This window comes from Paenibacillus sp., assembly GCF_031177825.1.
In the GTDB taxonomy this organism is placed as follows: Bacteria; Bacillota; Bacilli; order Paenibacillales; family YIM-B00363; genus Paenibacillus_AE.
Genome location: NZ_JAPSKE010000002.1, coordinates 280,385 through 299,150 on the forward strand (window position 1 = coordinate 280,385; position 18,766 = coordinate 299,150).

At 60.2% G+C, this 18,766-nt stretch carries 24 protein-coding genes; 6 read left to right on the top strand and 18 right to left on the bottom strand.

All coding sequences use genetic code 11. The features are described from left to right. Positions 1–19 precede the first annotated feature (19 nt). From spoIIIAF to RIN49_RS03480, 7 genes are all read right to left on the bottom strand, one after another. Positions 20–778: a stage III sporulation protein AF gene (gene spoIIIAF, locus RIN49_RS03450; RefSeq protein WP_309118763.1), complete on the bottom strand. Its 759-nt coding sequence runs from the start codon at positions 776–778 to the stop codon at positions 20–22. A gap of 25 nt (positions 779–803) precedes the next feature. Further along, positions 804–1,934 carry a stage III sporulation protein AE gene (spoIIIAE, locus tag RIN49_RS03455; RefSeq protein ID WP_309118764.1) on the bottom strand — a complete coding sequence of 377 codons (1,131 nt, stop codon included), beginning with the start codon at positions 1,932–1,934 and terminating at the stop codon, positions 804–806. A 41-nt stretch (positions 1,935–1,975) separates the two neighbouring features. After that, complete coding sequence (spoIIIAD, locus tag RIN49_RS03460; RefSeq protein ID WP_138193232.1) at positions 1,976–2,365, bottom strand: stage III sporulation protein AD; 390 nt, start codon at positions 2,363–2,365, stop codon at positions 1,976–1,978. Between the two features lie 11 nt (positions 2,366–2,376). Continuing rightward, positions 2,377–2,580, bottom strand: coding sequence for a stage III sporulation protein AC (spoIIIAC, locus tag RIN49_RS03465; protein ID WP_138193231.1), 204 nt, complete (start codon positions 2,578–2,580; stop codon positions 2,377–2,379). Between the two features lie 13 nt (positions 2,581–2,593). Then, positions 2,594–3,115 carry a stage III sporulation protein SpoIIIAB gene (gene spoIIIAB / locus RIN49_RS03470; protein WP_309118765.1) on the bottom strand — a complete coding sequence of 174 codons (522 nt, stop codon included), beginning with the start codon at positions 3,113–3,115 and terminating at the stop codon, positions 2,594–2,596. Next, on the bottom strand, positions 3,109–4,188 hold the full coding sequence (gene spoIIIAA, locus RIN49_RS03475; RefSeq protein ID WP_309118766.1) for a stage III sporulation protein AA: 1,080 nt from the start codon (positions 4,186–4,188) through the stop codon (positions 3,109–3,111). Before spoIIIAA ends, spoIIIAB begins: the two co-directional genes overlap by 7 nt. A 90-nt stretch (positions 4,189–4,278) precedes the next feature. Further along, positions 4,279–4,545, bottom strand: a complete 267-nt coding sequence (locus tag RIN49_RS03480; protein WP_138193229.1) for a YqhV family protein — start codon at positions 4,543–4,545, stop codon at positions 4,279–4,281. A 149-nt stretch (positions 4,546–4,694) separates the two neighbouring features. Between RIN49_RS03480 and comA the strand changes: the two genes are divergently transcribed. The 3 genes from comA to RIN49_RS03495 are packed head-to-tail and all read left to right on the top strand — an operon-like array spanning position 4,695 to position 6,783. Further along, on the top strand, positions 4,695–5,504 hold the full coding sequence (gene comA, locus RIN49_RS03485; RefSeq protein WP_309118767.1) for a phosphosulfolactate synthase: 810 nt from the start codon (positions 4,695–4,697) through the stop codon (positions 5,502–5,504). 24 nt (positions 5,505–5,528) lie between these two features. Continuing rightward, positions 5,529–6,260, top strand: coding sequence for a 2-phosphosulfolactate phosphatase (locus RIN49_RS03490; protein ID WP_309118768.1), 732 nt, complete (start codon positions 5,529–5,531; stop codon positions 6,258–6,260). A 55-nt stretch (positions 6,261–6,315) separates the two neighbouring features. Beyond that, positions 6,316–6,783: a DUF441 domain-containing protein gene (locus RIN49_RS03495; protein ID WP_309118769.1), complete on the top strand. Its 468-nt coding sequence runs from the start codon at positions 6,316–6,318 to the stop codon at positions 6,781–6,783. Between the two features lie 172 nt (positions 6,784–6,955). Here RIN49_RS03495 and RIN49_RS03500 read toward each other — a convergent pair whose 3' ends face one another. The 5 genes from RIN49_RS03500 to RIN49_RS03520 form a co-directional block, all read right to left on the bottom strand. Beyond that, complete coding sequence (locus RIN49_RS03500) at positions 6,956–8,209, bottom strand: aspartate kinase (protein WP_309118770.1); 1,254 nt, start codon at positions 8,207–8,209, stop codon at positions 6,956–6,958. A gap of 140 nt (positions 8,210–8,349) precedes the next feature. Then, a complete protein-coding gene (gene efp, locus RIN49_RS03505; protein ID WP_138193224.1) occupies positions 8,350–8,907 on the bottom strand; it encodes an elongation factor P in 558 nt (185 codons plus the stop codon). 12 nt (positions 8,908–8,919) lie between these two features. Beyond that, a complete protein-coding gene (locus RIN49_RS03510) occupies positions 8,920–9,996 on the bottom strand; it encodes a M24 family metallopeptidase (protein ID WP_309118771.1) in 1,077 nt (358 codons plus the stop codon). A gap of 1 nt (position 9,997) precedes the next feature. Further along, positions 9,998–10,447, bottom strand: coding sequence for a type II 3-dehydroquinate dehydratase (aroQ, locus tag RIN49_RS03515; RefSeq protein WP_309118911.1), 450 nt, complete (start codon positions 10,445–10,447; stop codon positions 9,998–10,000). Between the two features lie 99 nt (positions 10,448–10,546). Then, positions 10,547–11,074: a YqhR family membrane protein gene (locus RIN49_RS03520; protein ID WP_309118772.1), complete on the bottom strand. Its 528-nt coding sequence runs from the start codon at positions 11,072–11,074 to the stop codon at positions 10,547–10,549. 158 nt (positions 11,075–11,232) lie between these two features. On the opposite strand from RIN49_RS03520, the gene RIN49_RS03525 reads away from it, so the two are divergent. Together RIN49_RS03525 and RIN49_RS03530 are read left to right on the top strand one after the other, a co-directional pair. Next, complete coding sequence (locus RIN49_RS03525) at positions 11,233–12,222, top strand: DUF1385 domain-containing protein (protein WP_309118773.1); 990 nt, start codon at positions 11,233–11,235, stop codon at positions 12,220–12,222. A gap of 4 nt (positions 12,223–12,226) precedes the next feature. Next, complete coding sequence (locus RIN49_RS03530; RefSeq protein WP_309118774.1) at positions 12,227–12,538, top strand: hypothetical protein; 312 nt, start codon at positions 12,227–12,229, stop codon at positions 12,536–12,538. Here the strand turns inward: RIN49_RS03530 and RIN49_RS03535 are convergent. Together RIN49_RS03535 and mntR are read right to left on the bottom strand one after the other, a co-directional pair. Next, positions 12,532–13,563: a patatin-like phospholipase family protein gene (locus RIN49_RS03535; RefSeq protein WP_309118775.1), complete on the bottom strand. Its 1,032-nt coding sequence runs from the start codon at positions 13,561–13,563 to the stop codon at positions 12,532–12,534. The two genes, RIN49_RS03530 and RIN49_RS03535, sit on opposite strands and share 7 nt — an antisense overlap. Before the next feature lie 106 nt (positions 13,564–13,669). After that, positions 13,670–14,095, bottom strand: a complete 426-nt coding sequence (mntR, locus tag RIN49_RS03540; RefSeq protein ID WP_138193218.1) for a transcriptional regulator MntR — start codon at positions 14,093–14,095, stop codon at positions 13,670–13,672. Positions 14,096–14,234: 139 nt separating this feature from the next. On the opposite strand from mntR, the gene splB reads away from it, so the two are divergent. After that, the gene (gene splB / locus RIN49_RS03545; protein WP_309118776.1) at positions 14,235–15,296 is read left to right on the top strand and encodes a spore photoproduct lyase; all 1,062 of its coding nucleotides are present in this window, start codon (positions 14,235–14,237) and stop codon (positions 15,294–15,296) included. Between the two features lie 21 nt (positions 15,297–15,317). On the opposite strand, the gene RIN49_RS03550 is transcribed toward splB, so the two are convergent. The 4 genes from RIN49_RS03550 to RIN49_RS03565 are packed head-to-tail and all read right to left on the bottom strand — an operon-like array spanning position 15,318 to position 18,658. Then, positions 15,318–16,025, bottom strand: a complete 708-nt coding sequence (locus RIN49_RS03550) for a cytochrome c biogenesis CcdA family protein (protein ID WP_309118777.1) — start codon at positions 16,023–16,025, stop codon at positions 15,318–15,320. Positions 16,026–16,046: 21 nt separating this feature from the next. Continuing rightward, on the bottom strand, positions 16,047–16,853 hold the full coding sequence (locus RIN49_RS03555; protein WP_309118778.1) for a metal ABC transporter permease: 807 nt from the start codon (positions 16,851–16,853) through the stop codon (positions 16,047–16,049). A 17-nt stretch (positions 16,854–16,870) separates the two neighbouring features. After that, positions 16,871–17,635 (bottom strand): metal ABC transporter ATP-binding protein, encoded by a 765-nt coding sequence (locus tag RIN49_RS03560; protein ID WP_309118779.1) that lies wholly within the window; start codon positions 17,633–17,635, stop codon positions 16,871–16,873. A 15-nt stretch (positions 17,636–17,650) separates the two neighbouring features. Continuing rightward, complete coding sequence (locus RIN49_RS03565) at positions 17,651–18,658, bottom strand: metal ABC transporter substrate-binding protein (RefSeq protein WP_309118780.1); 1,008 nt, start codon at positions 18,656–18,658, stop codon at positions 17,651–17,653. Positions 18,659–18,766 lie beyond the last annotated feature (108 nt).

Consider the following 18,766-nt stretch of genomic DNA (forward strand, 5'->3'; position numbering starts at 1 on the left):
CTTCGCCGGACGCATCCGTTCATTCCACTTTGATTTTCGAGACCGGGACGGCCCACGCCTCCGCGACCGATTTCGCGATCGCCTTGCGTTCGGCCGCAGAGACCGGCGCGGGCGCCGAGTCGTCCGCCGCGGCTTCTTCCGCCCGCGTCTCGCCGATGCGAACCGGTTCCACGACCACCGGTTCGACGATCACCGGCTCGATGTTCACCCCGTCGGACGGCGCCGGCGCGGACTCGGCGCCGTCGCCCCCTTCGACTTCCGCCGACGCCGCCTCGGCGGCCGCCAACGACGCGCCGACGCGGATTCGGATGCTCTTCACGGTCGGCAGGCCGTCGCCGTCGATGTCCACCTCGGCCTCGACGCTCGCTTCCGCTTCGTGCTTCGACCGCACATGCTCTTCGACCATCGCTTCGATCCGGTTCTCGAGCATGTCGATCGACCGTTCGCTCTGCGCTCTCGCGATCGCTTCCCCCTCGGAGAGCAGCTCGCCCAAGGCGGGCATCGAGGAGCCGCCGGACGGCCCCGACGCTCCGGAGGGCGCCGGCGCCGCCGTCCCGGCGACGGACCAGCCGCCGACGGATGCGGCGAGCATCCGCACGTTCGCGTTCGAGCCGATCAGCTGCAGCACCGGCGACAGAATCGTCATCAGGATGAACAGCGAGACGACGAGCTTGACGTACCGCTGCATCGTTCGGTTCGGCAGCAGCAGATCGATGAACGTCGCCAGCAGCACCACCAGTACGATCTGCTTGAGCCAACCGGTCAGCGCCTCCATCATCGCAGCAACGCCTCCTCGTTCGCATTCATCGCATCATTACGGTCACGTTCCCCGCGGCGATAATGATCGTAATCGCGAGGAAAAACATGAGACTGACCGTCGCGAGCGCCGCGAACACGAAGATCATGCTCTTCCCGATCGTCTGCAGGCAGCCGATGACCGGACTGTCGCCGAGCGGCTGCAGCAGCGCTGCCGCCAGGTTGTAGATGAAGGCCAACGCTAGAATCTTCAGCGCCGGGAACGCGGCGATCAGAACGATGATGACGACGCCGGCGAGGCCGATCGCGTTCTTCATCAACAGCGAAGCGCTGAGCACCGTATCCGTCGTCTCCGAAAACATGCGGCCGACGACCGGGACGAAGTTGCCCGCCACGTACTTCGCCGTCTTGAGCGTCACCCCGTCCGCCACGCCGCCCGTGGCGCCTTGCACCGAGATGACGCCGAGGAACACCGTGAGCGATACCGTCAGCGTCCCGATCGCGACGTTGCGGAGCAGCGTCGCGAGCTGCGTCACCTTGTACTTGTCGGTCAGCGTCGAAACAATATGTAAAACGGCGGAGAAGAACAATAACGGAAAGATGAAGAAGAAAACCAGGTTCCCCACCGTATGGATCATGAACACGATGAGCGGGTGCATGATCGACACCGTCGCGACGTTCCCCATCGACGCCAGCATCGTCAGCACGAGCGGCATCATCGCGGTCATGAAGTGAATCATGCCGGATATGGCGTCCTTCGCGAATTGAATCGCGATATGGAAGCTGTTGATCGCGATGACGACGATGACGAGATACGAGATGGCGTAAGCGACCTTGCTCACCGTCGTCTTCTCGAACGCCGTCTGCAGCGTCTCCAGCACAATGCTGAACACGGTCAGAATGACGATCATCGCCAGCAGCTTCCCGTTCACGACGACCTCGTGCAGCAGAAATTGCAGCAGGCCGCTCGCCGCGTTCGCCAGGGAAAACCCGTCGCCTCCCGGCATAAGCGCTTCCTGGAACGACGGGTTCCCGTTCGGGAACCATCCGCCGTATTGGCGCATGAGCGTGTCCCAATAATGCTCTACTTCGTCCGTACGGACGATTTCCGATTGGGCGTCGACCCAATCCTGGACCGCGCCGGCCTCGTCTGCGCCCGGAGCTGCGGTTGCCGACACGCCCACCCCTCCTCAACATTCCGACGAACATCCGCCTCGATTTATGCGGGCATCAGCTTCATGACGGTCTCGACGATCACCGAGATGATCGGGATGGCGAGCACCATGATAAGCACTTTGCCGGCGAGCTCGATCTTCGATGCGATCGCTTCCTGCCCGGCGTCCCGAACGACTTGCGCTCCGAATTCCGCGATATACGCAATGCCGATGATTTTCAATATCGTTTGGAAGAACACCATATTCACGTTCGATTGATCGGCCAGCCGCTCGAGCATCGCGATGATTTCGGAAATTTTCCCGATCAACGCCAGGAAAATGACGATGCCCGCGAAGGCGGCGAGCAGGAAGGCGACCGGCGCCTTTTGCTCCTTGACGATCAGGACGAGCACGGTGGCGACCAGACCGAAGCCGACCACTTGGATCATATCCACGGCGCCACCGCCTATTGAAATAAGAAGATCGTTTTAATTTCTTGAAACAGCTGATCCAGTTTCCGTATCACCATAAACAGCACCACGACAAAGCCGATTAACGTCACCCAGTGCGCGTAATCCTCTTTTCCCATTTGCTTCAACACCGTATGAATCATGGCGACGATGATGCCGACGGCGGCGATCTGAAATATGGCATTGACATCCTCGTTCATCCTGGCACCGTCCTTAGTACATTAAAATGACGACCAATGCCGCCGTAAGCGCCCCTAAGCTTCTCCACATCTTGCCGTACCGCGCCTGCTCCTCCCGCGCCGTCTCTTCCTCCGCGCGCAATTGGGCGATCGCGAGCCGAAGATGCTTCGCCTGGTCGTCCCGATCGGTCATCCCGAGCGTCGGCGCCAACGCGAGCAGCGACGCCTTCTCCGGACCTTGGAGCGCCGTCGCCGGCCAAGCGGCGTTCACCGCCTCCTTCCAGCAGTCTCCCGCCGTCCGCTCCGATCGCGCATCGGCCATTCGCGCCGCCGCGTCCGCGAACAGGCGGGACACGGGCTTCTGCGTCGCCGACGCCACCCGGTTCAGCGCCTCCGGCAGCGGAGACAGCCCGTAGACGATTTCCGACTCGAGCGTCCCTAGCGCCGCCCCGAGCAGGCGCAGCTCCTTGGGGCGACGAGCGTATCGGGAAGCCTGCGCGAAACCGTAGGCGGTGCCGGCGGCCAAGATCATCGTCGCGCCGATCCACTTCAGCATCTGGTTGCCCCCTTCCGTTCCGCTTCGCCGGTCGACGCGCTACCGTCGCCTCCGACCGCCCGCTTCGTCGCCGAAGGCGCCTCGATCGGCCGCCAAGGCGGCAGCCGGCGCCCTTCGGCGTCGCGCACGTCGAGCACCTCGCCCGTCGGTCCGCTGGCGGCGAGCGTCACGATGCGCGTGAACACACGCGCTTCGAACAGGGCGGCAAGCGACGGCCGGCCGCGAACCTCGTCCGCGTCTCGGCCGTGCGCGGTGGCGATGACGGCGATGCCGGCATGAAGCGCCTCCATCACCGCTTCCGCGTCCTCCGGACGGCCGAGCTCGTCGACGACGAGCACCTCCGGCGACAGCGCGCGGATCATCAGCATCATGCCTTCCGCCTTCGGACAGGCATCCAGCACGTCCGTCCGCGGGCCGACGTCGAACGTCGGCTTGCCGTCGACGGCGGCCGCGATCTCCGACCGCTCGTCGACGATGCCGACCTTGCGCGCCCGGTCCCGCCGATCGATCGCCGTCCGCCCGGCCCAGCCGCCGGTCGAGACGAGGCGGGCCGCGTCCCGCAGGAGCGTCGTTTTGCCGCGCTGCGGCGGCGAGACGATCAAGGTATGATGCAGCCGCCGCGACTCCGCGTCCCACAGCCGAGGGAGAAGCGCGCTCGCGCAGCCCTTCACCTCGCGGGCGATGCGAAGATTGAAGCCGCCGATGTGCTGCAGCGTTCTGATCGCTCCGCGCTCCAGCGCCGCCCGACCCGCGAGTCCGATGCGATGGCCGCCCTGCACAGTAATGTAACCGCGGCGGAGCTGCTCTTCCATCGTGTACACCGAGTGGTTCGTAATGCGGTCCAGCAGCTTCAGACAATCGTCGCGCGTCGGCCGGAAGGCGGTTTCGACCCGCAGCGTCGGGCTTCCGTCGGGCTCTACGAACGTGTAGTCGCCCGCCGCGACGATCTCCAGCGGACGCCCGTCCCGCACCCGGATTTCCTCGGCTCGGGACGTCCAATCCGCGGACATGCGCGACAGAACGGTTCGAATCGAACCCGGCAGCCACTCCAGCACGGCGTTCCACATCGTCATCGCCCCTTTCGCCGCGTCGGCGGTTGTCGTAAGTCCGGCTTGGCCTAACTTACAACCATATGTATGCTTGGCCTATCGAATTATGACAAGCTACTTTTTCAGAATACCGATTAATAGACAAGCTACCCCCACGGCGACCCACGCCAGCTTGCCGAAAGAAAGCTTATCCGTAATGCCGACGAGCCCGAGCGCCGTAATGGAAATAAAGATGATCGGCCCGACCAAGGCCAGCGACGAATTGATGACGAGCGCCTTCTCTACGCTTGCGAGCCTGTAAATCAGAAAGGCCGCCATCAACTCGATGGACCCCGACAACACTCTGAGCAGCGCCATACTGACAACGATTTTATCGACCATACCGCGTCCTCCCCCGCTATCGCGAACAAACTTGTACATATATATGCGGGCTCGTCTCGGTTTAGCATCATGGGCACACCCCCATCTCGCCACGCATATATTGCATTCAGAAACGAACAATTCTATTAAAACAGCGAGGAGTTATTCGAATGGACCAAACTTCTAGATTGGATTGGCATCCGTCCCTCGCCGATCCGACCGGACGAAGGACCGCGAAACCCCGGACGACCGGCCGCACCATGGTGATCGACAAGGGACTCGGGCTCCGCGCGTTCGAGGATATGCTCCGGGTGGCGGCGCCTCATATCGACGTCGTGAAGCTCGGATTCGGCACCTCGGCGTTGTACCCCGAGGAGGCGCTAAGGCGTAAGATCGAGACGGCGCGCGAGGCCGGACTGCTGATTATGCCGGGCGGCACGTTCCTCGAAGTCGCCGTATCGCAAAACCTCGTCGACACGTTCCTGGCGACCGCTCGGGGGTTCGGCTTCACGGCGGTCGAAGTGTCCGACGGCACGATCGAGATGAACCGGGACCAACGCAGCGCGCTGATCGTGAAGGCGATCGACGCCGGCTTCACGGTCGTGACGGAGTACGGCAAGAAAATTTTCGGATCGGGGATCGAAACGGAGGAGCTCGCCCGAACGGTGGAGATCGATACGGCGCTCGGGGCGACGTTCGTCACGATCGAAGCGAGGGAGTCGGGCAAGGGCGTAGGCATCTTCGACGAAAACGGCGCCTGCAAAACGGACGATCTGGACGCGATCATGCACTGCGTGCCGGACAGCTCCGTGTTGATGTGGGAAGCGCCGCTCAAGTCGCAGCAGGCGGAGCTGCTGCAAGCGCTCGGCCCGAACCTGAACATCGGCAACGTCGCGCCGGAAGACGTGCTGTCGCTCGAAGCGCTTCGCCGCGGCCTTCGGTCGGATACGTTCCACCTCGGCATGCAAGCGAGAGTATAGCCGGCGGTAAGGAGTGAAAGACGGTTGCGTATCGACTGCATCTCTACGGTTAGCGAGACGTTCGGACGCGATTTGGCCGGCAAGACGGCGATCGTGATCGACGTGCTTCGAGCGACGAGCGCGATGGTGACGGCGCTCGAACGCGGCGCCAAGTCCGTCGCGCCGGCCGATACCGTGGCCTCGGCCCGCCAGTCGGCCGAACCCGGCGACGTGCTGGCGGGAGAGCGGCTGTGCAAGAAGATCCCCGGCTTTGCGCTCGGCCTGTCGCCGCACGAATTTACGGAGGAAGCCGTCGGCGGCCGCCGCGTCGTCATGACGACGACGAACGGGACCCGCGCCATCCAGAAAGCGGCGAAAGCCGCGACGATCCTCGTCGGATCGTTCCTGAACGCCGATGCGTGCGCCAAAGCCGCGCTGAGGTTGAACCGGGACGTCGTCCTGCTGTGCTCGGGCACGAAGGACGCGTTCGCGTTGGAGGACGGACTGTGCGCGGGCATGATCGCCAAGCGGATCAAGGAAGAGGCCGGCCGCCGGGTCGCGACCGACGACTTGGCCGCCGCGATGGAAGGGGCGTACCGTCATTTCGAGCATCGGCTGGACGATGCGCTCTTAAGCTCGGACACGGGAGGCCGCCTCGTCGCGTTAGGATATCGCGAGGACGTCGTCTTCTGCGCTCGGCGCGACGTCTACCGGCTTACGCCGGTCATGGCCGGCGGGGAGCTGCGGCCGTTCGAGTGTAGACAAGGAGTGTTCTAGAATCGTTGACGCCGTTCATAGAATGTAGAGAATCCAATAGGACAGGAGTCTCGCGATGAACGGTGAATTGCTATTGGTCGTTCTAATCATCATCGGCATGGTGGGCCGATCCCACATCATTACGACGGCCGCCTGCGTCCTGCTTATCATCAAGCTGGTCTCCCTCGAGCGGTATTTGCCCACGATCGAACGACGCGGTCTCGAGTTCGGATTATTGTTTTTGACCATGGGCGTCCTCGTTCCGTTCGCGAGCGAGCGGATCGCGCAGAAGGACATCTTGGCCGTGTTTACGAGCTGGCCCGGCATTCTCGCCCTTCTCGGCGGCGCGATCGCCACCTATATGAACGGCAAAGGCTTGGATTTGCTGAAGCTTGACCCCGAGCTCATCGTCGGGCTCGTGATCGGATCGATCTTCGGCATTTTGTTTTTGCGGGGCATACCGGTCGGTCCCCTTATGGCCGCTGGCATTACGGCGTTCCTGCTGAAGGTATTCACCTTCTTGTTCGATAAGTTCAAGTGGTGACCCGGATGGATGGAAAACTTCGAACCGCTCGGCGCGATCGACGCCCGGCGGTTATTTTATTGGAGTCGAGGAGAGGCGACTTCGGGGAAAGGGAGCAAAGCTACGCGCGGACACGAAAAAAGGCCGTTCGGGTTCGAGTCGATACACTCAAACCGAACAGCCTCTTGCAGAACTACCGTCGCTCGGACGGTCCGCCGACGAACGCTTGCTCCGTCGTATCCAATCCGTATGCCGTATGACAGGCGCGCACGACGTCTTGGAATTTCTCCGCGTCGATGACGCAGGACACCTTGATCTCCGACGTGCTGACCATCTTGATGCTGACCCCTTGGCTCGAGATCGCGTCGAACATCTTCGCCGCCACGCCCGGGTTGCTCACCATGCCTGCGCCGACGATGGATACCTTCACGAGATTCGTCTCGCTCGTCACGTCGTCGAAGCCGACGTCGTTCTGCATGCCGCGCAGAATCGTCACCGCCTGCTCCGCGTCGCTCGATCCCGTCGAGAAGGAGAAATCCGCTTTGCCGTTCTGAACGCCGCTCTGTACGATGATATCGACGTTAATGCCGGCATCGCCGAGCGCCGTAAACACCTTCGCCAGCTGCCCCGGCACGTCCTTCACGCCCAAAATGCTGATTCTCGCCACGTTCTTGTCGTACGCGATGCCGCTGACGACTACGCCTTGCTCCATGGATGCGTCCTCCTTCACGATCGTACCTTCGTTGTAAGTAAAACTGGACCGTACGACGAGCGGCACCGAATAATGCTTCGCGTATTCGACCGCGCGCGGATGCAGCACCGCCGCGCCGAGATTCGCGAGCTCCAGCATCTCGTCGTACGAAATTTCGTTCAGCTTGCGCGCCACCTTCACGATGCGCGGGTCGGTCGAATAGATGCCGTCGACGTCCGTATAGATTTCGCACAAGTCCGCCTTGAGCGCGGCGGCGAGCGCCACGGCCGTCGTGTCCGAACCGCCGCGGCCGAGCGTCGTGATTTCGCCGTCCTCGGTCATGCCTTGGAAGCCGGCCACGACGACGATCTTGTCCTGGTCCAGCGCTTTATGAATGCGGTCCGGGCGGATGTCGCTGATGCGCGCGCGGCCGTGCGCCGCTTCCGTCATCATGCCCACCTGCCAGCCGGTATACGAGACGGCTCCTTCGCCGTGCGTATGAATCGTCATCGACAGCAGCGCTACCGATACTTGTTCGCCGGTCGTGAGCAGCATGTCCATCTCTCGCGCGGACGGCTGATCGGTCAGTTGCTTCGATAAATCGATCAAGTCGTCGGTCGTGTCGCCCATGGCGGATACGACGACGACGACGCGGTTTCCTTCGCGTTTCTTCTCTACGACCCGCTTCGCGACGCGCTTCATGCGCTCCGCGTCGCCGACCGAGCTTCCCCCGAACTTCATCACCACTAACGCCAAGAACTCTCACTCCCTTAAGCTTTCTTTCCAACACGCATATTGAAACATTATACCATAGGGCCAGTGCGCAATCATGACAAAATATCGAAAAGCGCGCGCAGCAAAAAACCGCCGCTCCTGCGAGCGGCGGTCTAGGGGGATTACGCTCTCGATATGTACTTGCCTTCCCGCGTATCGATGAGCAGCACGTCGCCTTCGTTGATGAAGAGCGGCACCTGAACCGTAAGGCCGGTTTCGAGCGTCGCGTTCTTCGTCGCGCCCTGCGCCGTGTTGCCCTTAATGCCCGGCTCCGTCTCCGTTACCTTCAGCTCGACGCTGTTCGGCAGCTGAATGCCGATGATTTCGCCTTGGTACGAGCTGATGTTGATGACCATGTTTTCGATCAAGAACTTCTTCTCCCACTCGAGCTGCTTCTCCGCGAGCGTGATTTGGTCGTACGTCTCGTTGTCCATGAACGTATACTCGCTGCCCGAGTTGTACAAATACTGCATCGCGCGGTTGTCGATGACGGCGCGGGAGACGTTCTCGCCCGCGCGGAACGTCTTCTCGACGACGTTGCCGTTACGTAGGCCTTTCAATTTGGAACGCACGAACGCGGCGCCTTTGCCCGGCTTTACGTGTTGGAAATCGATGACGGTGTAAATATCGCCGTCTACTTCGATGGTAAGACCCGTTTTAAAATCGTTAACTGAAATCACTGGTTCGTCCTCCTAGAGTGTAATAAAGTCCTTCGTCGATTTCGTCAGGATCTCGCAGCCGTTCTCCGTTACGACGACGATATCTTCGATGCGAACGCCACCGAAACCGGGCAAGTAGATGCCTGGCTCCACGGTTACGACCATACCGGGCTCGAGCTTCGCTTCCTCCGTCTTGCTAAGGCGCGGACTCTCGTGAATGTCCATACCGACGGCGTGTCCCGTGCCGTGACCGAAGTTGTCGCCGTACCCGCGCGCGGCGATGACGTTCCGCGCGAGCGCGTCGCCTTCGCGTCCGGTGATGCCGGGTTTGATGCCCGCGAGCGCGGTCATCTGCGCTTCCAGCACGATGTCGTAAATTTCCCGATGCTTCGGCGTCGGCGTGCCGATCATGACCGTGCGGGTCATGTCCGAGCAATACCCTTCGTACAACGCGCCGAAATCCATCTTGACGAATTCGTTCGTCCCGATGACGCGTTCGCCGGCGACGCCGTGCGGCAGCGCGGAACGTTCGCCGGAAGCGATGATCGTGTCGAACGAAGGACCCTTCGCGCCTTGTTTCTTCATGAAGCTCTCGAGCTCGAGCGCCGCGTCGATCTCGCGCATGCCCGGGCGCAGCGTCTTCAGCATAAACTCGAAGCCCGCGTCCGCGATCGCGACCGCCTTGCGGATGACGGCGAGCTCCGCTTCGTCCTTAATCCGTCGCAGCTTCTCGACCATGCCGTCGGTCGGCGTCAGCTCGATGCCCCCGAGGTCCCTTCCGTAAGACATATACGCGCCGTAGCTGACGTGCTGCTGCTCGAACCCGAGCCGCGCGATGCCCGCCGCGCGAAGCGCGTCGCCGACGGAGGAGAGCGGGCTCGTTCCGTGCTCGACGATGTCGAAGCCGGACGCCTGCTCGCTCGCCTGCGTCACGTAACGGAAGTCGGTGAACAGCAGCGCGCTGCTCGCGGTTACGACGACGTACCCCGCGGAGCCGGTAAAGCCGGATAGATACCGACGGTTGACCGGATTCGTCACGAGCAGCGCTTCGAGCCCCTCGCCTTCCATGGCGGCGCGGAGCTTCTTCAGCCGATGTTCGGTATTGGCCATGTCACTCACCCTTTACGTTGTCAAGTTGTGCAACGATCGCCTTCAGCGCCAGCTCGTACCCGATCGGACCGAGACCGGCGATGACGCCGAGCATGACGGGAGCCGTCACGGAGACGTGACGGAACGGCTCCCGCTTATATACGTTGGATAGATGCACTTCGATCGCCGGCAGTTCCACCGCGGCGATCGCGTCCCGAATGGCATAGCTGTAATGCGTGAATGCGCCGGGGTTCATGACGATGCCGTCGGCCGTCCCCCGCGCCCGATGGATTTCGTCGATCAACGCGCCTTCATGGTTCGATTGGAAGCAACGAACCTCAACGCCGAGCCGTTCCGCGAGGGCGGTCAGGTTTCGTTCGATTTCGGCCAAAGACATCGTGCCGTATACGTTCTTCTCCCGCCAGCCGAGCGTATTTAAGTTCGGTCCGTTGAGCACCAGCACCGTCTTCAAGAGCCGCACCACCTTCTCTTTTTGCACCAAGAGCCATTTTACCATAGATTTCCCCGGTTTGAGAACAGCCCAATGGAAAGTGCGGCGGAGGAGCCGGTTTCAGTGGGTGGGCGCCACCGGATTTTCGCTACTCCTGCGCTCCTCGTCCGTAAATTCGTAATTGACCGTATACCCGATAAAGACGCCCCACAAGACGAAGATCGAGCCGTCCAACCAGATTGAATCCCAATCGAGACGGCCGAGGGGCAGCAGCATGCCGACCATCGGACCGATCACCAAGTAGACGGCGACGAACCAGACGACGCCGAACGCGACGCCGGGCCACGGCCCCTTCAGCTTGTAAGCGGTGTACGTATAAAGCAGCGCGGCGACGATCGACATGACGATGAAGGACGCGTACCCGACGAGAAAGCCGCCCGTTCCGGCCAGAAAATCGTGCAGGAAGAACGGTTCCACCAGAAAGCCCGGAACGACGTCGGTGAAGCCGAAATAGTAGAACAACCACCGGACGCCGCCCCAGATCGCTCCCGCGAAGAAGCCTAGGTTAAGGGCGAAGGGAAGCTTCTTCGTTCGGACGATCGTCTGGACGCCGGCCGCTTTCGGGTCGGAATCTTTAGGATGTGGCATCGTTGTTCGGTCACTCCTTCTTGGATCGCAGATACGCAGTAGTATGCTTCAATGGCGCCGGTCATAAACGAGCGGGGAGGGTTTCCGGTGGCAAACGGGGGTGGAATCCGGTACAATGAAGGAAACGCATAATCGCGAGACGCGAGGAGGAACGCCAATTGTCTGAAGTGAAAGCACCGGTCGCCTATGGCGGACAAGCGGTCATCGAGGGCGTTATGTTCGCCGGTCGGACCGTCAACGTCACCGCCGTACGGAAGAAAGACCGTTCCATCGCATATTTCGAGTCCCCCAGAACCGAGAAAGCTTGGGTGACGAAGCTGAAAAAAATTCCGTTCCTGCGGGGGATCGTCGCCCTGCTCGACTCCAGCGCGAAGGGATCGCAGCATCTCAATTTTTCCGCGGAGTCGTACGCCGAGGGCGAAGCGGGAGAAACGGAGGAAGCCGCCGCGCCGAAGGCGCCGGAGAAGAAGTCGATGTCCGACAACTTGACCATGATCCTCGGCGTCGCGGTCGTCGGCGTCCTGTCGTTCCTGGCGGGCAAGCTGATTTTTACGTTAGTCCCGGCCGCGCTCGAGAGCATGCTGTTCGAGAACCGGTTCGAAAGCATCTTCTTGCATAACTTGATCGAAGGCGGCATTAAGCTCGTCCTCTTGATCGGCTACATTCTCTTGATCGCCCAAACGCCGCTCATCAAGCGGTTGTTCCAGTACCACGGCGCGGAGCATAAGGTCATTACCGCCTACGAGAACGGGGACCCGCTGACGATCGAGAACGTCCAGAAGTATAACACGCTGCACTACCGCTGCGGCAGCAGCTTTCTTATATTGACCATACTGGTCGGCATCTTACTATATTCGTTGCCTGTTTTTACGTGGGATTCCATCTGGGAGCGTCTCGGCATCCGCATCCTGCTGCTGCCGGTCGTCATCGGGGTATCGTACGAGGTGCTTCGCTTTACGAACAGCGTGCGCGACATCCCGTTGCTCCGTTACTTGGGATATCCGGGTCTGTGGCTTCAGCTGCTCACGACGAAACAGCCGACGGACGATCAGGTCGAAGTCGCGATTCTCTCGTTCCAGCGCATGCTGGAAGCGGACCGCAACAACGCCGTCCGCCTCGTGGAACCGGGCAAAGCCGTAGGAGCGTGACGACATGAGAGGACCGCGTAAGCAGAACTGGCTGTTTTACGTCATCGTCGGATTGATCGGCATCGGCATTCTCAGCATGATCGCTCGGAACCCGGGCGGGGCGATGATCCCGGTCGTCGTGTTAGGCGGCGTCTTTCTGCTTTACAAGTACCCGCCCCAACGCTGGAAATTTCTACGCAACAACCGTCGCGACGGCTCCGCGATGCGGGGCGCGTCGGACGGAGGCGTTCGGAAGGGCCGCACGACGAAGCGAGCCAAGTTCCGCGTCATTCAAGGCAATAAACCGGACGACGACGACAAGCCGAAATATCATTGAATCCGCTTTTTAGCCGGAGGGCCCGACGATGGGTCCCCGGCTTTTTTCTTTGCAAGCTCCGGCCGTACTTTCTTGATCCACTGATCCAATTCGTTCGAATAGCCGGTGAACGTCCATCCGGAAAAAAATTCGTCCCCGGCCTTCACCCCCGATTCGAACAGCTCCTTCAGCTTATCGTCCTGAATCGAAAACTCCGTCGTATGCACCATATCGGACATGATCTTCACCGTCCGGAATCGACTATGTCTCTCGATATATCGGAGATCGTGCGCGGCCGACATCGTGGAAAACAGCGCTTGCAGCATCGTAATCGGTCCCCGAATGACGCGAGGGCCGGGCTCCTTCGAACCGACGAGCTGGAAACCGATCGTCGGCACCTTCAGCGGCCACTCCTTAATATCCCGGTCGAAGATCCAGAGGGGATAATTGCTGAGAATCGCGCCGTCCACGATATACGTCGGCTTCCCGAACACCGGCCCCCGCTTCCCCGGCTCGCGCCGCTTGACGCGAAATTTGACCGGATCGAAAAAGAACGGAAGGCTGCAGCTCATGCGCACCGCCTTGGCGACGGAAAACCGCATCGGGTCGACGCCGTATTGCGCGATGTCTTCGGGCAATACGAGCATCTTGCCGAGGGATATGTCGGACGCCACGACGCGCAGCGCGTTCGGAGGCAAATCCGCGAACGTTCGAATCCCTTTGCGAGCCAACACGTCTTCGATCCACTCTTCGAGCGGATCGCCCGAATACAACCCTTTTTTAAGAAACAGCCGAATCGCCGGACCGACGACATATATATAATGAACCCAGTTTTTCTGAACGAAGCTGCCGAACGGCGTCTCCAAGAGGAGATCCCGCATCTCCTCGCCCGTGTAGCCGGCCGCGAGCAGCGCCGCCACGATCGCACCGACCGACGTCCCCGCCGTCTGATGGAACGTGATGCCTCTCCGCTCCGCCGCGTAGACGGCGCCGACCAATCCGATTCCCTTCACCCCGCCGCCTTGAAACACGCCGTTCACTCGCATCCGCCGCCGCCTCCTCATGAACGTTCATCACAAGTATGTATGCGAGTGCGGCGCGTCCCGATGCCAACAACAAAAAAAAGCGTCCGATACGGACGCTTCGGATGCTTTACGATTCCAAATCCATTTGTTCCTTCACCGAACGGAGCTGCTCCAGCCGCTCCGGTTCCCGGCGGAAATATTCGACGAGCGATTCGATGCAAGCGATCGAATCCGTGCTTAAATGATGTTCGATGCCTTCGACGTCTTTATAAATGTTCTCTTCCTTCACGCCGATCGTCTCGAGGAATTGCTCGAGCAGATGATGGCGTTCGACGAGCCTCTTCCCGATTCGCTTGCCCTTCGGCGTCAAGATTAACCCTCGATATTTCTCGTAAACCAAATACTCGTCTTTATCCAGCTTCTGGATCATCTTCGTCGCGGACGAAGGGTGCACTTCCAAGCCTTCGGCAATGTCGGCCACCCGCGCATAACCCTTCTCGTCGATCAGACGGTAGATGCGCTCCAAATAATCTTCCATGCTTGGCGTCGGCACACCCAGCTTCCCCTTCCAATTGGATTGCGTACTTGTACTATACCGTGCGAAGCCGCCCAACGCAAGAAAACGACCTCTTTTTCCCTCGATTGCTCCTCGTCGGTCATAGGCAACCTAAGCGAAAAAAGGAGGCGCGACGATGGCGACGGAAACCCTAGTCCAGCCGACCCCCAATCTGAAGACGTTCATTCCGGAGCTCGTCTATTTCGAGCCGGACGCGCTGACGTACCCGATGGGCGAGCGCATTCGCAAGTGGGCTCAGGATCAAGGCTTGTCGATCCATATGACGACTTCGCACAACCGCATCACGAATTTGCCCGGCGAGGGCGAGCTCGAGAAGTACCGCATCGCGAAGCGCACGCTCGTCGTCGGCGTCCGCAAGACGCTCGACTTCGACCAGTCGAAGCCGTCGGCCGAATATGCGATTCCGATCGCGACCGGCTGCATGGCGCATTGTCATTATTGCTATCTTCAGACGACGCTCGGCGCGAAGCCGTACGTGCGCATCTACGTCAATATCGACGACATTATCGCTCGCGCGGCGAAATACATCGAAGAACGCCAACCCGAGCTTACCCGCTTCGAGGCGGCTTGTACGTCCGACCCGGTCGGGCTCGAGCACATCTCCGGATCGCTTGCGCGCTTAATCGAATTTATGGCGAAGCAGGAGCACGGACGGCTCCGGTTCGTGACGAAGTTCAACAACGTCGAACCGCTGCTCGGACTCGAGCATAACGGCCATACGCGCATTCGGTTCAGCGTGAACGCGGATTACGTCATCCGGCACTTCGAGCCGGGCACGTCCAGCTTTGCCGACCGTATCGAGGCCGCGGGCAAGGTCGCCCGCGCCGGCTACCCGCTCGGGTTCATCATCGCGCCGATTATTTGGCACGAAGGCTGGGAGGACGGCTATGCGGAGTTGCTTCGCAAGTTGAAGGCCGAGGTGCCGCCGGAGGCGGAGCCGACGTTGACGTTCGAATTGATCCAGCACCGCTTCACGAAGACGGCCAAACGGGTCATCGAGGCGCGGTATCCGAAGTCGAAGCTGGAGATGGACGAGGCGAAGCGGAAGTATAAGTGGGGACGTTGGGGGCAAGGCAAATACGTGTACCCGGACGAGCAGGCGACCGCCCTCCGGGAGTGGATCACGGAGCAAATCTTCGCGAACTTCCCGAAGGCGTCGATCGATTACTTTACGTAGCGGCCTGCCGACTGCGACCGCTTAGAACTTAAGCCATTCCGGCGTCATCGCATTAAACCATACGGTGATGCGCAGCATCTGCCCGGAATAGAGCAGGATGCCGAAGATGATCAGGAGTACGCCGCCGACTTTCATAATGACGTTCGAATACCGCAAAATCCACTTGGTGGAGCCGAGGAAGAACGCCATGAGGAAGAACGGCACGGCGAAGCCGAGCGTATAAGCGGTCGTCAAGCGGAACCAGATCCCAGGCTCCGTCGTAGCGAGGCCGATAATGGCCGAGAAGATCGGCCCGATGCAAGGCGACCAGCCGGCCGCGAAGCCGATGCCGATCAGGAACGAGCCGACGTACGTCGCCGGCTTGCCGCCGACGCTCAGCTTCATCTCCCGCATCAGGAATTGGGGCTGGAAGATGCCGAGCAGAAACAAACCGACGAGAATGAGCAATACGGCGGACAGCTTGGCGATCAGCTCTTGATAGTCGCGGAACAGTTCCGCCACGAAGCCTGCGCCGGCGCCGAACGCGTAATAAACGACCGAGAAACCGAGAATGAAGAAAAAAGTGTGGCTGAGCGTTCGCAGCCGCACTTCTTTCGTCTGGTCGGTTTTCAGTTGCGCTACCGAAATGCCGGAAATGTACGAAAGATAGGACGGATATAAAGGCAAGCAGCAAGGCGAGATGAACGATGCCAGCCCCGCGGCGAACGCCACCCAGATCGTAACGTCCATATTTCGGACCCCTCCTCCGCGCTACAACCGGAACCCCTTCTTCAATGTCAGAAGTCCGATCAAGATCGCAATTAATAGTAACACAATGGATGCCCCCGGCGCCAAATTGAACACGCCGGCCCCCACGAGTCCAAGTAAAACCGCCGTCTCGGAAAAGACGACCGCCCAAACGAGCGAATGCTTGAAGCTCTTCCCCACAAGCAAGCTGCAGGCCACCGGAATCGTAAGCAGGGCGGAGACGAGCAGCGCGCCGACGATCTTGATCGCGACGGAGATGACGAGCGCCGTCAGCACCGTCAGCGTCAAATTCAACGCGCGCACCGGGAGGCCCCCGACGCTGGCGGCGTCTTCGTCGAACGTCAACAAGAAGTATTCCTTCGCATGCAGGGCGATAACGCCGAGCACGATGATCGATACTCCTAGAATCGTATAAACGTCGATCGTATCGAGCGAGTAGATGCTTCCGAAGAAATAGCTCGTCACGTTAATGTTAAATCCTTGCCCGAGGGTGAACAAGAACGTCGCCAACGCCACGCCCCCGGACATAATGATGGCGATCGACAGCTCCGCATACGTCCGATAGGCGCTGCGAAGCCGCTCGATCGCGACCGCGGCGAGCAGCGAGAAGATCAATCCGACGCCGACCGGGTATACATTGATCAGAAAACCGAGCGCGATGCCGGCGATCGAGACGTGCGATATCGTATCTCCGATCATGGACAGCCGCCGCAGCACGAGAAACATGCCGAGCAGCGGCGCCATCCCGCCGATCAAGAGGCCTCCGATCAAGGCGCGTTGGAAAAACGGAAACGTAAAAATATCCCACATGCGTAAAGGCCCGCCTCCTATTGGTACGCGGGAACCGGATCGCCCGTTCCCGGCCAATCCTTGAGCGCGTGCGTCAAGTCCGTCTCGCGGCAGGATGCCGCGTTATCCATCGATTTCACGTAAAATTTCAGCTTTCCGGACGTTACGACCGGACGGTCTCCGAGATACGCCCGCATCATGTCCACATCGTGCGACACCATCAGGAACGCGATGTTATGATGCGCGTGCATGTGGCGCAGCATCGAGAAGAACGCGCGCTGCGTCTCCGCGTCGATGCCGACCGTCGGCTCGTCCAGAATGAGCAGCTCCGGATTGCCGACGAGCGCCCGGGCGAGGAACGCCCGCTGCTGCTGGCCGCCGGACAGCTGTCCGATCCGGCGGTCCGCCAAATCCGCGATCTGCATCGCGTACAACGCATCGTCGCAGCGCTGGCGGTCGGCCGCCGTCACGCGGCGGTACAGCTTCCGCTTGCCGTACAGCCCCGAGAGGACGACCTCCCTCACCGTCGCCGGGAACAGCGGATTCAACGCGTTCTTCTGCGGGACGTAACCGATTCGATGCCACTCGTCGAACTGACGGATCGGCTTGCCGAATAACAAAAGCTCGCCGGACGTCGGCTTCAGCAGACCGACCAACGTCTTCAAGAGCGTCGTCTTGCCGGCGCCGTTGGAGCCGATCAGGCCGACGAAATCGCGCGCGTTCATCTGGAAGCTCAGGTCTTCGATGACCTTCTTGTCATCGTAAGAGAAGCTTACATTCCGCACGTCGATGACCGATGCCATAAGATCTTCCCCTCCTTATTTTAGCGCCTTCGCAAGCTGTTCTAAATTTTGTTCCATGAGGGAAATGTAGGTTTCTCCCGCCTTCTGCTCCGCTTCCGTCAAGCCTTCCAGCGGATGAAGCGGCAGCGTCTCGACCCCGAGATCCTTCGCGAGCGACTTCGCCAATTCGTCCGACACCAGCGCCTCCGTGAAAATGTACGTCACGTTATGCTCCTTGACGAACTCGCTGATTTTTTTCAAATCTTGCGCCGTCGGCTCGCCGTCGGGGGTAATGCCCATGATCGGCATCTGCACGAGGCCGTAATCCCTGGCCAAGTAACCGAACGCTTGGTGGGAGACGACCATCTCCTTGTTCGAGACTGTCGATAGCCGTTCCTGATACGATTGATCCAACGCGACCAGCTGCGCCTCGAGCTCCGCGTAATTCCGCTCGTATTCTTCCGCATGCTCCGGATCGGCCTGCCGCAAGCCGTCGAGCAGATTGTTCGCCATCTGCAGGGCGGAGCGCGGACTTAGCCATGTATGAGGATCGTAGTCGCCGTGGTCGTGCGCCTCGTCTTGCGCCTCGTCCTCCGCATGCTCCTCGTGCCCTTCCTCATGACCCTCCTCGGCATGCTCATCGTGAGCATGGGCTTCTTCGAGCGATTCCGCCGCCTCCATTAAGGATATGCCTCGGCTTGCCTCCACGATGACGAGACCTTCCGTATCGATCCCGCCGAGCACGTCGTCCGTCCAGCCCTCGAAGCCTGCGCCTTGATAAGCGAATACTTGCGCCTTCGAGATGTTGGCCATGTCCTGGCTTTTCGGCGTCCAATCGTGGGGCTCCACGCCCGCCGGAATCATATTGATCGCGTGAACGCGTTCCCCGCCGATCGTTCGCGCGAAATCGTATAACGGGAAGAAAGAGGTAACGACGTTCACCTTCCCCTCTTCCACCGTCGATGCTCCGCTTTGCGAGGAGCAACCTGAAGCGACGACGAGCGCCGCCGCCAAACTAATCGTCCATAATGTTTTCCGTTTCATAGTATCCTCCGAGATCGCCGCAACTCTGCGTATTGTTAATCGTAAACGTTCCGATTTGCTAAACAGATTATAAGGTCGATCTCGGAAAGATGTCAACGGTTTAATCGT

Bases quoted from the DNA above. Each gene is read 5' to 3' on its own strand.
- RIN49_RS03560 (WP_309118779.1), bottom strand. From the start codon at position 17,635: ATGGCATCGGTCATCGACGTGCGGAATGTAAGCTTCTCTTACGATGAC.
- spoIIIAC (WP_138193231.1), bottom strand. From the start codon at position 2,580: ATGAACGAGGATGTCAATGCCATATTTCAGATCGCCGCCGTCGGCATC.
- RIN49_RS03535 (WP_309118775.1), bottom strand. From the start codon at position 13,563: ATGCGAGTGAACGGCGTGTTTCAAGGCGGCGGGGTGAAGGGAATCGGA.
- RIN49_RS03550 (WP_309118777.1), bottom strand. From the start codon at position 16,025: ATGGACGTTACGATCTGGGTGGCGTTCGCCGCGGGGCTGGCATCGTTC.
- comA (WP_309118767.1), top strand. From the start codon at position 4,695: ATGGACCAAACTTCTAGATTGGATTGGCATCCGTCCCTCGCCGATCCG.
- RIN49_RS03480 (WP_138193229.1), bottom strand. From the start codon at position 4,545: ATGGTCGATAAAATCGTTGTCAGTATGGCGCTGCTCAGAGTGTTGTCG.
- RIN49_RS03555 (WP_309118778.1), bottom strand. From the start codon at position 16,853: ATGTGGGATATTTTTACGTTTCCGTTTTTCCAACGCGCCTTGATCGGA.
- spoIIIAB (WP_309118765.1), bottom strand. From the start codon at position 3,115: ATGCTGAAGTGGATCGGCGCGACGATGATCTTGGCCGCCGGCACCGCC.
- spoIIIAF (WP_309118763.1), bottom strand. From the start codon at position 778: ATGATGGAGGCGCTGACCGGTTGGCTCAAGCAGATCGTACTGGTGGTG.
- spoIIIAA (WP_309118766.1), bottom strand. From the start codon at position 4,188: ATGACGATGTGGAACGCCGTGCTGGAGTGGCTGCCGGGTTCGATTCGA.
- RIN49_RS03565 (WP_309118780.1), bottom strand. From the start codon at position 18,658: ATGAAACGGAAAACATTATGGACGATTAGTTTGGCGGCGGCGCTCGTC.
- RIN49_RS03520 (WP_309118772.1), bottom strand. From the start codon at position 11,074: ATGCCACATCCTAAAGATTCCGACCCGAAAGCGGCCGGCGTCCAGACG.
- splB (WP_309118776.1), top strand. From the start codon at position 14,235: ATGGCGACGGAAACCCTAGTCCAGCCGACCCCCAATCTGAAGACGTTC.
- RIN49_RS03510 (WP_309118771.1), bottom strand. From the start codon at position 9,996: ATGGCCAATACCGAACATCGGCTGAAGAAGCTCCGCGCCGCCATGGAA.
- RIN49_RS03530 (WP_309118774.1), top strand. From the start codon at position 12,227: ATGAGAGGACCGCGTAAGCAGAACTGGCTGTTTTACGTCATCGTCGGA.
- RIN49_RS03495 (WP_309118769.1), top strand. From the start codon at position 6,316: ATGAACGGTGAATTGCTATTGGTCGTTCTAATCATCATCGGCATGGTG.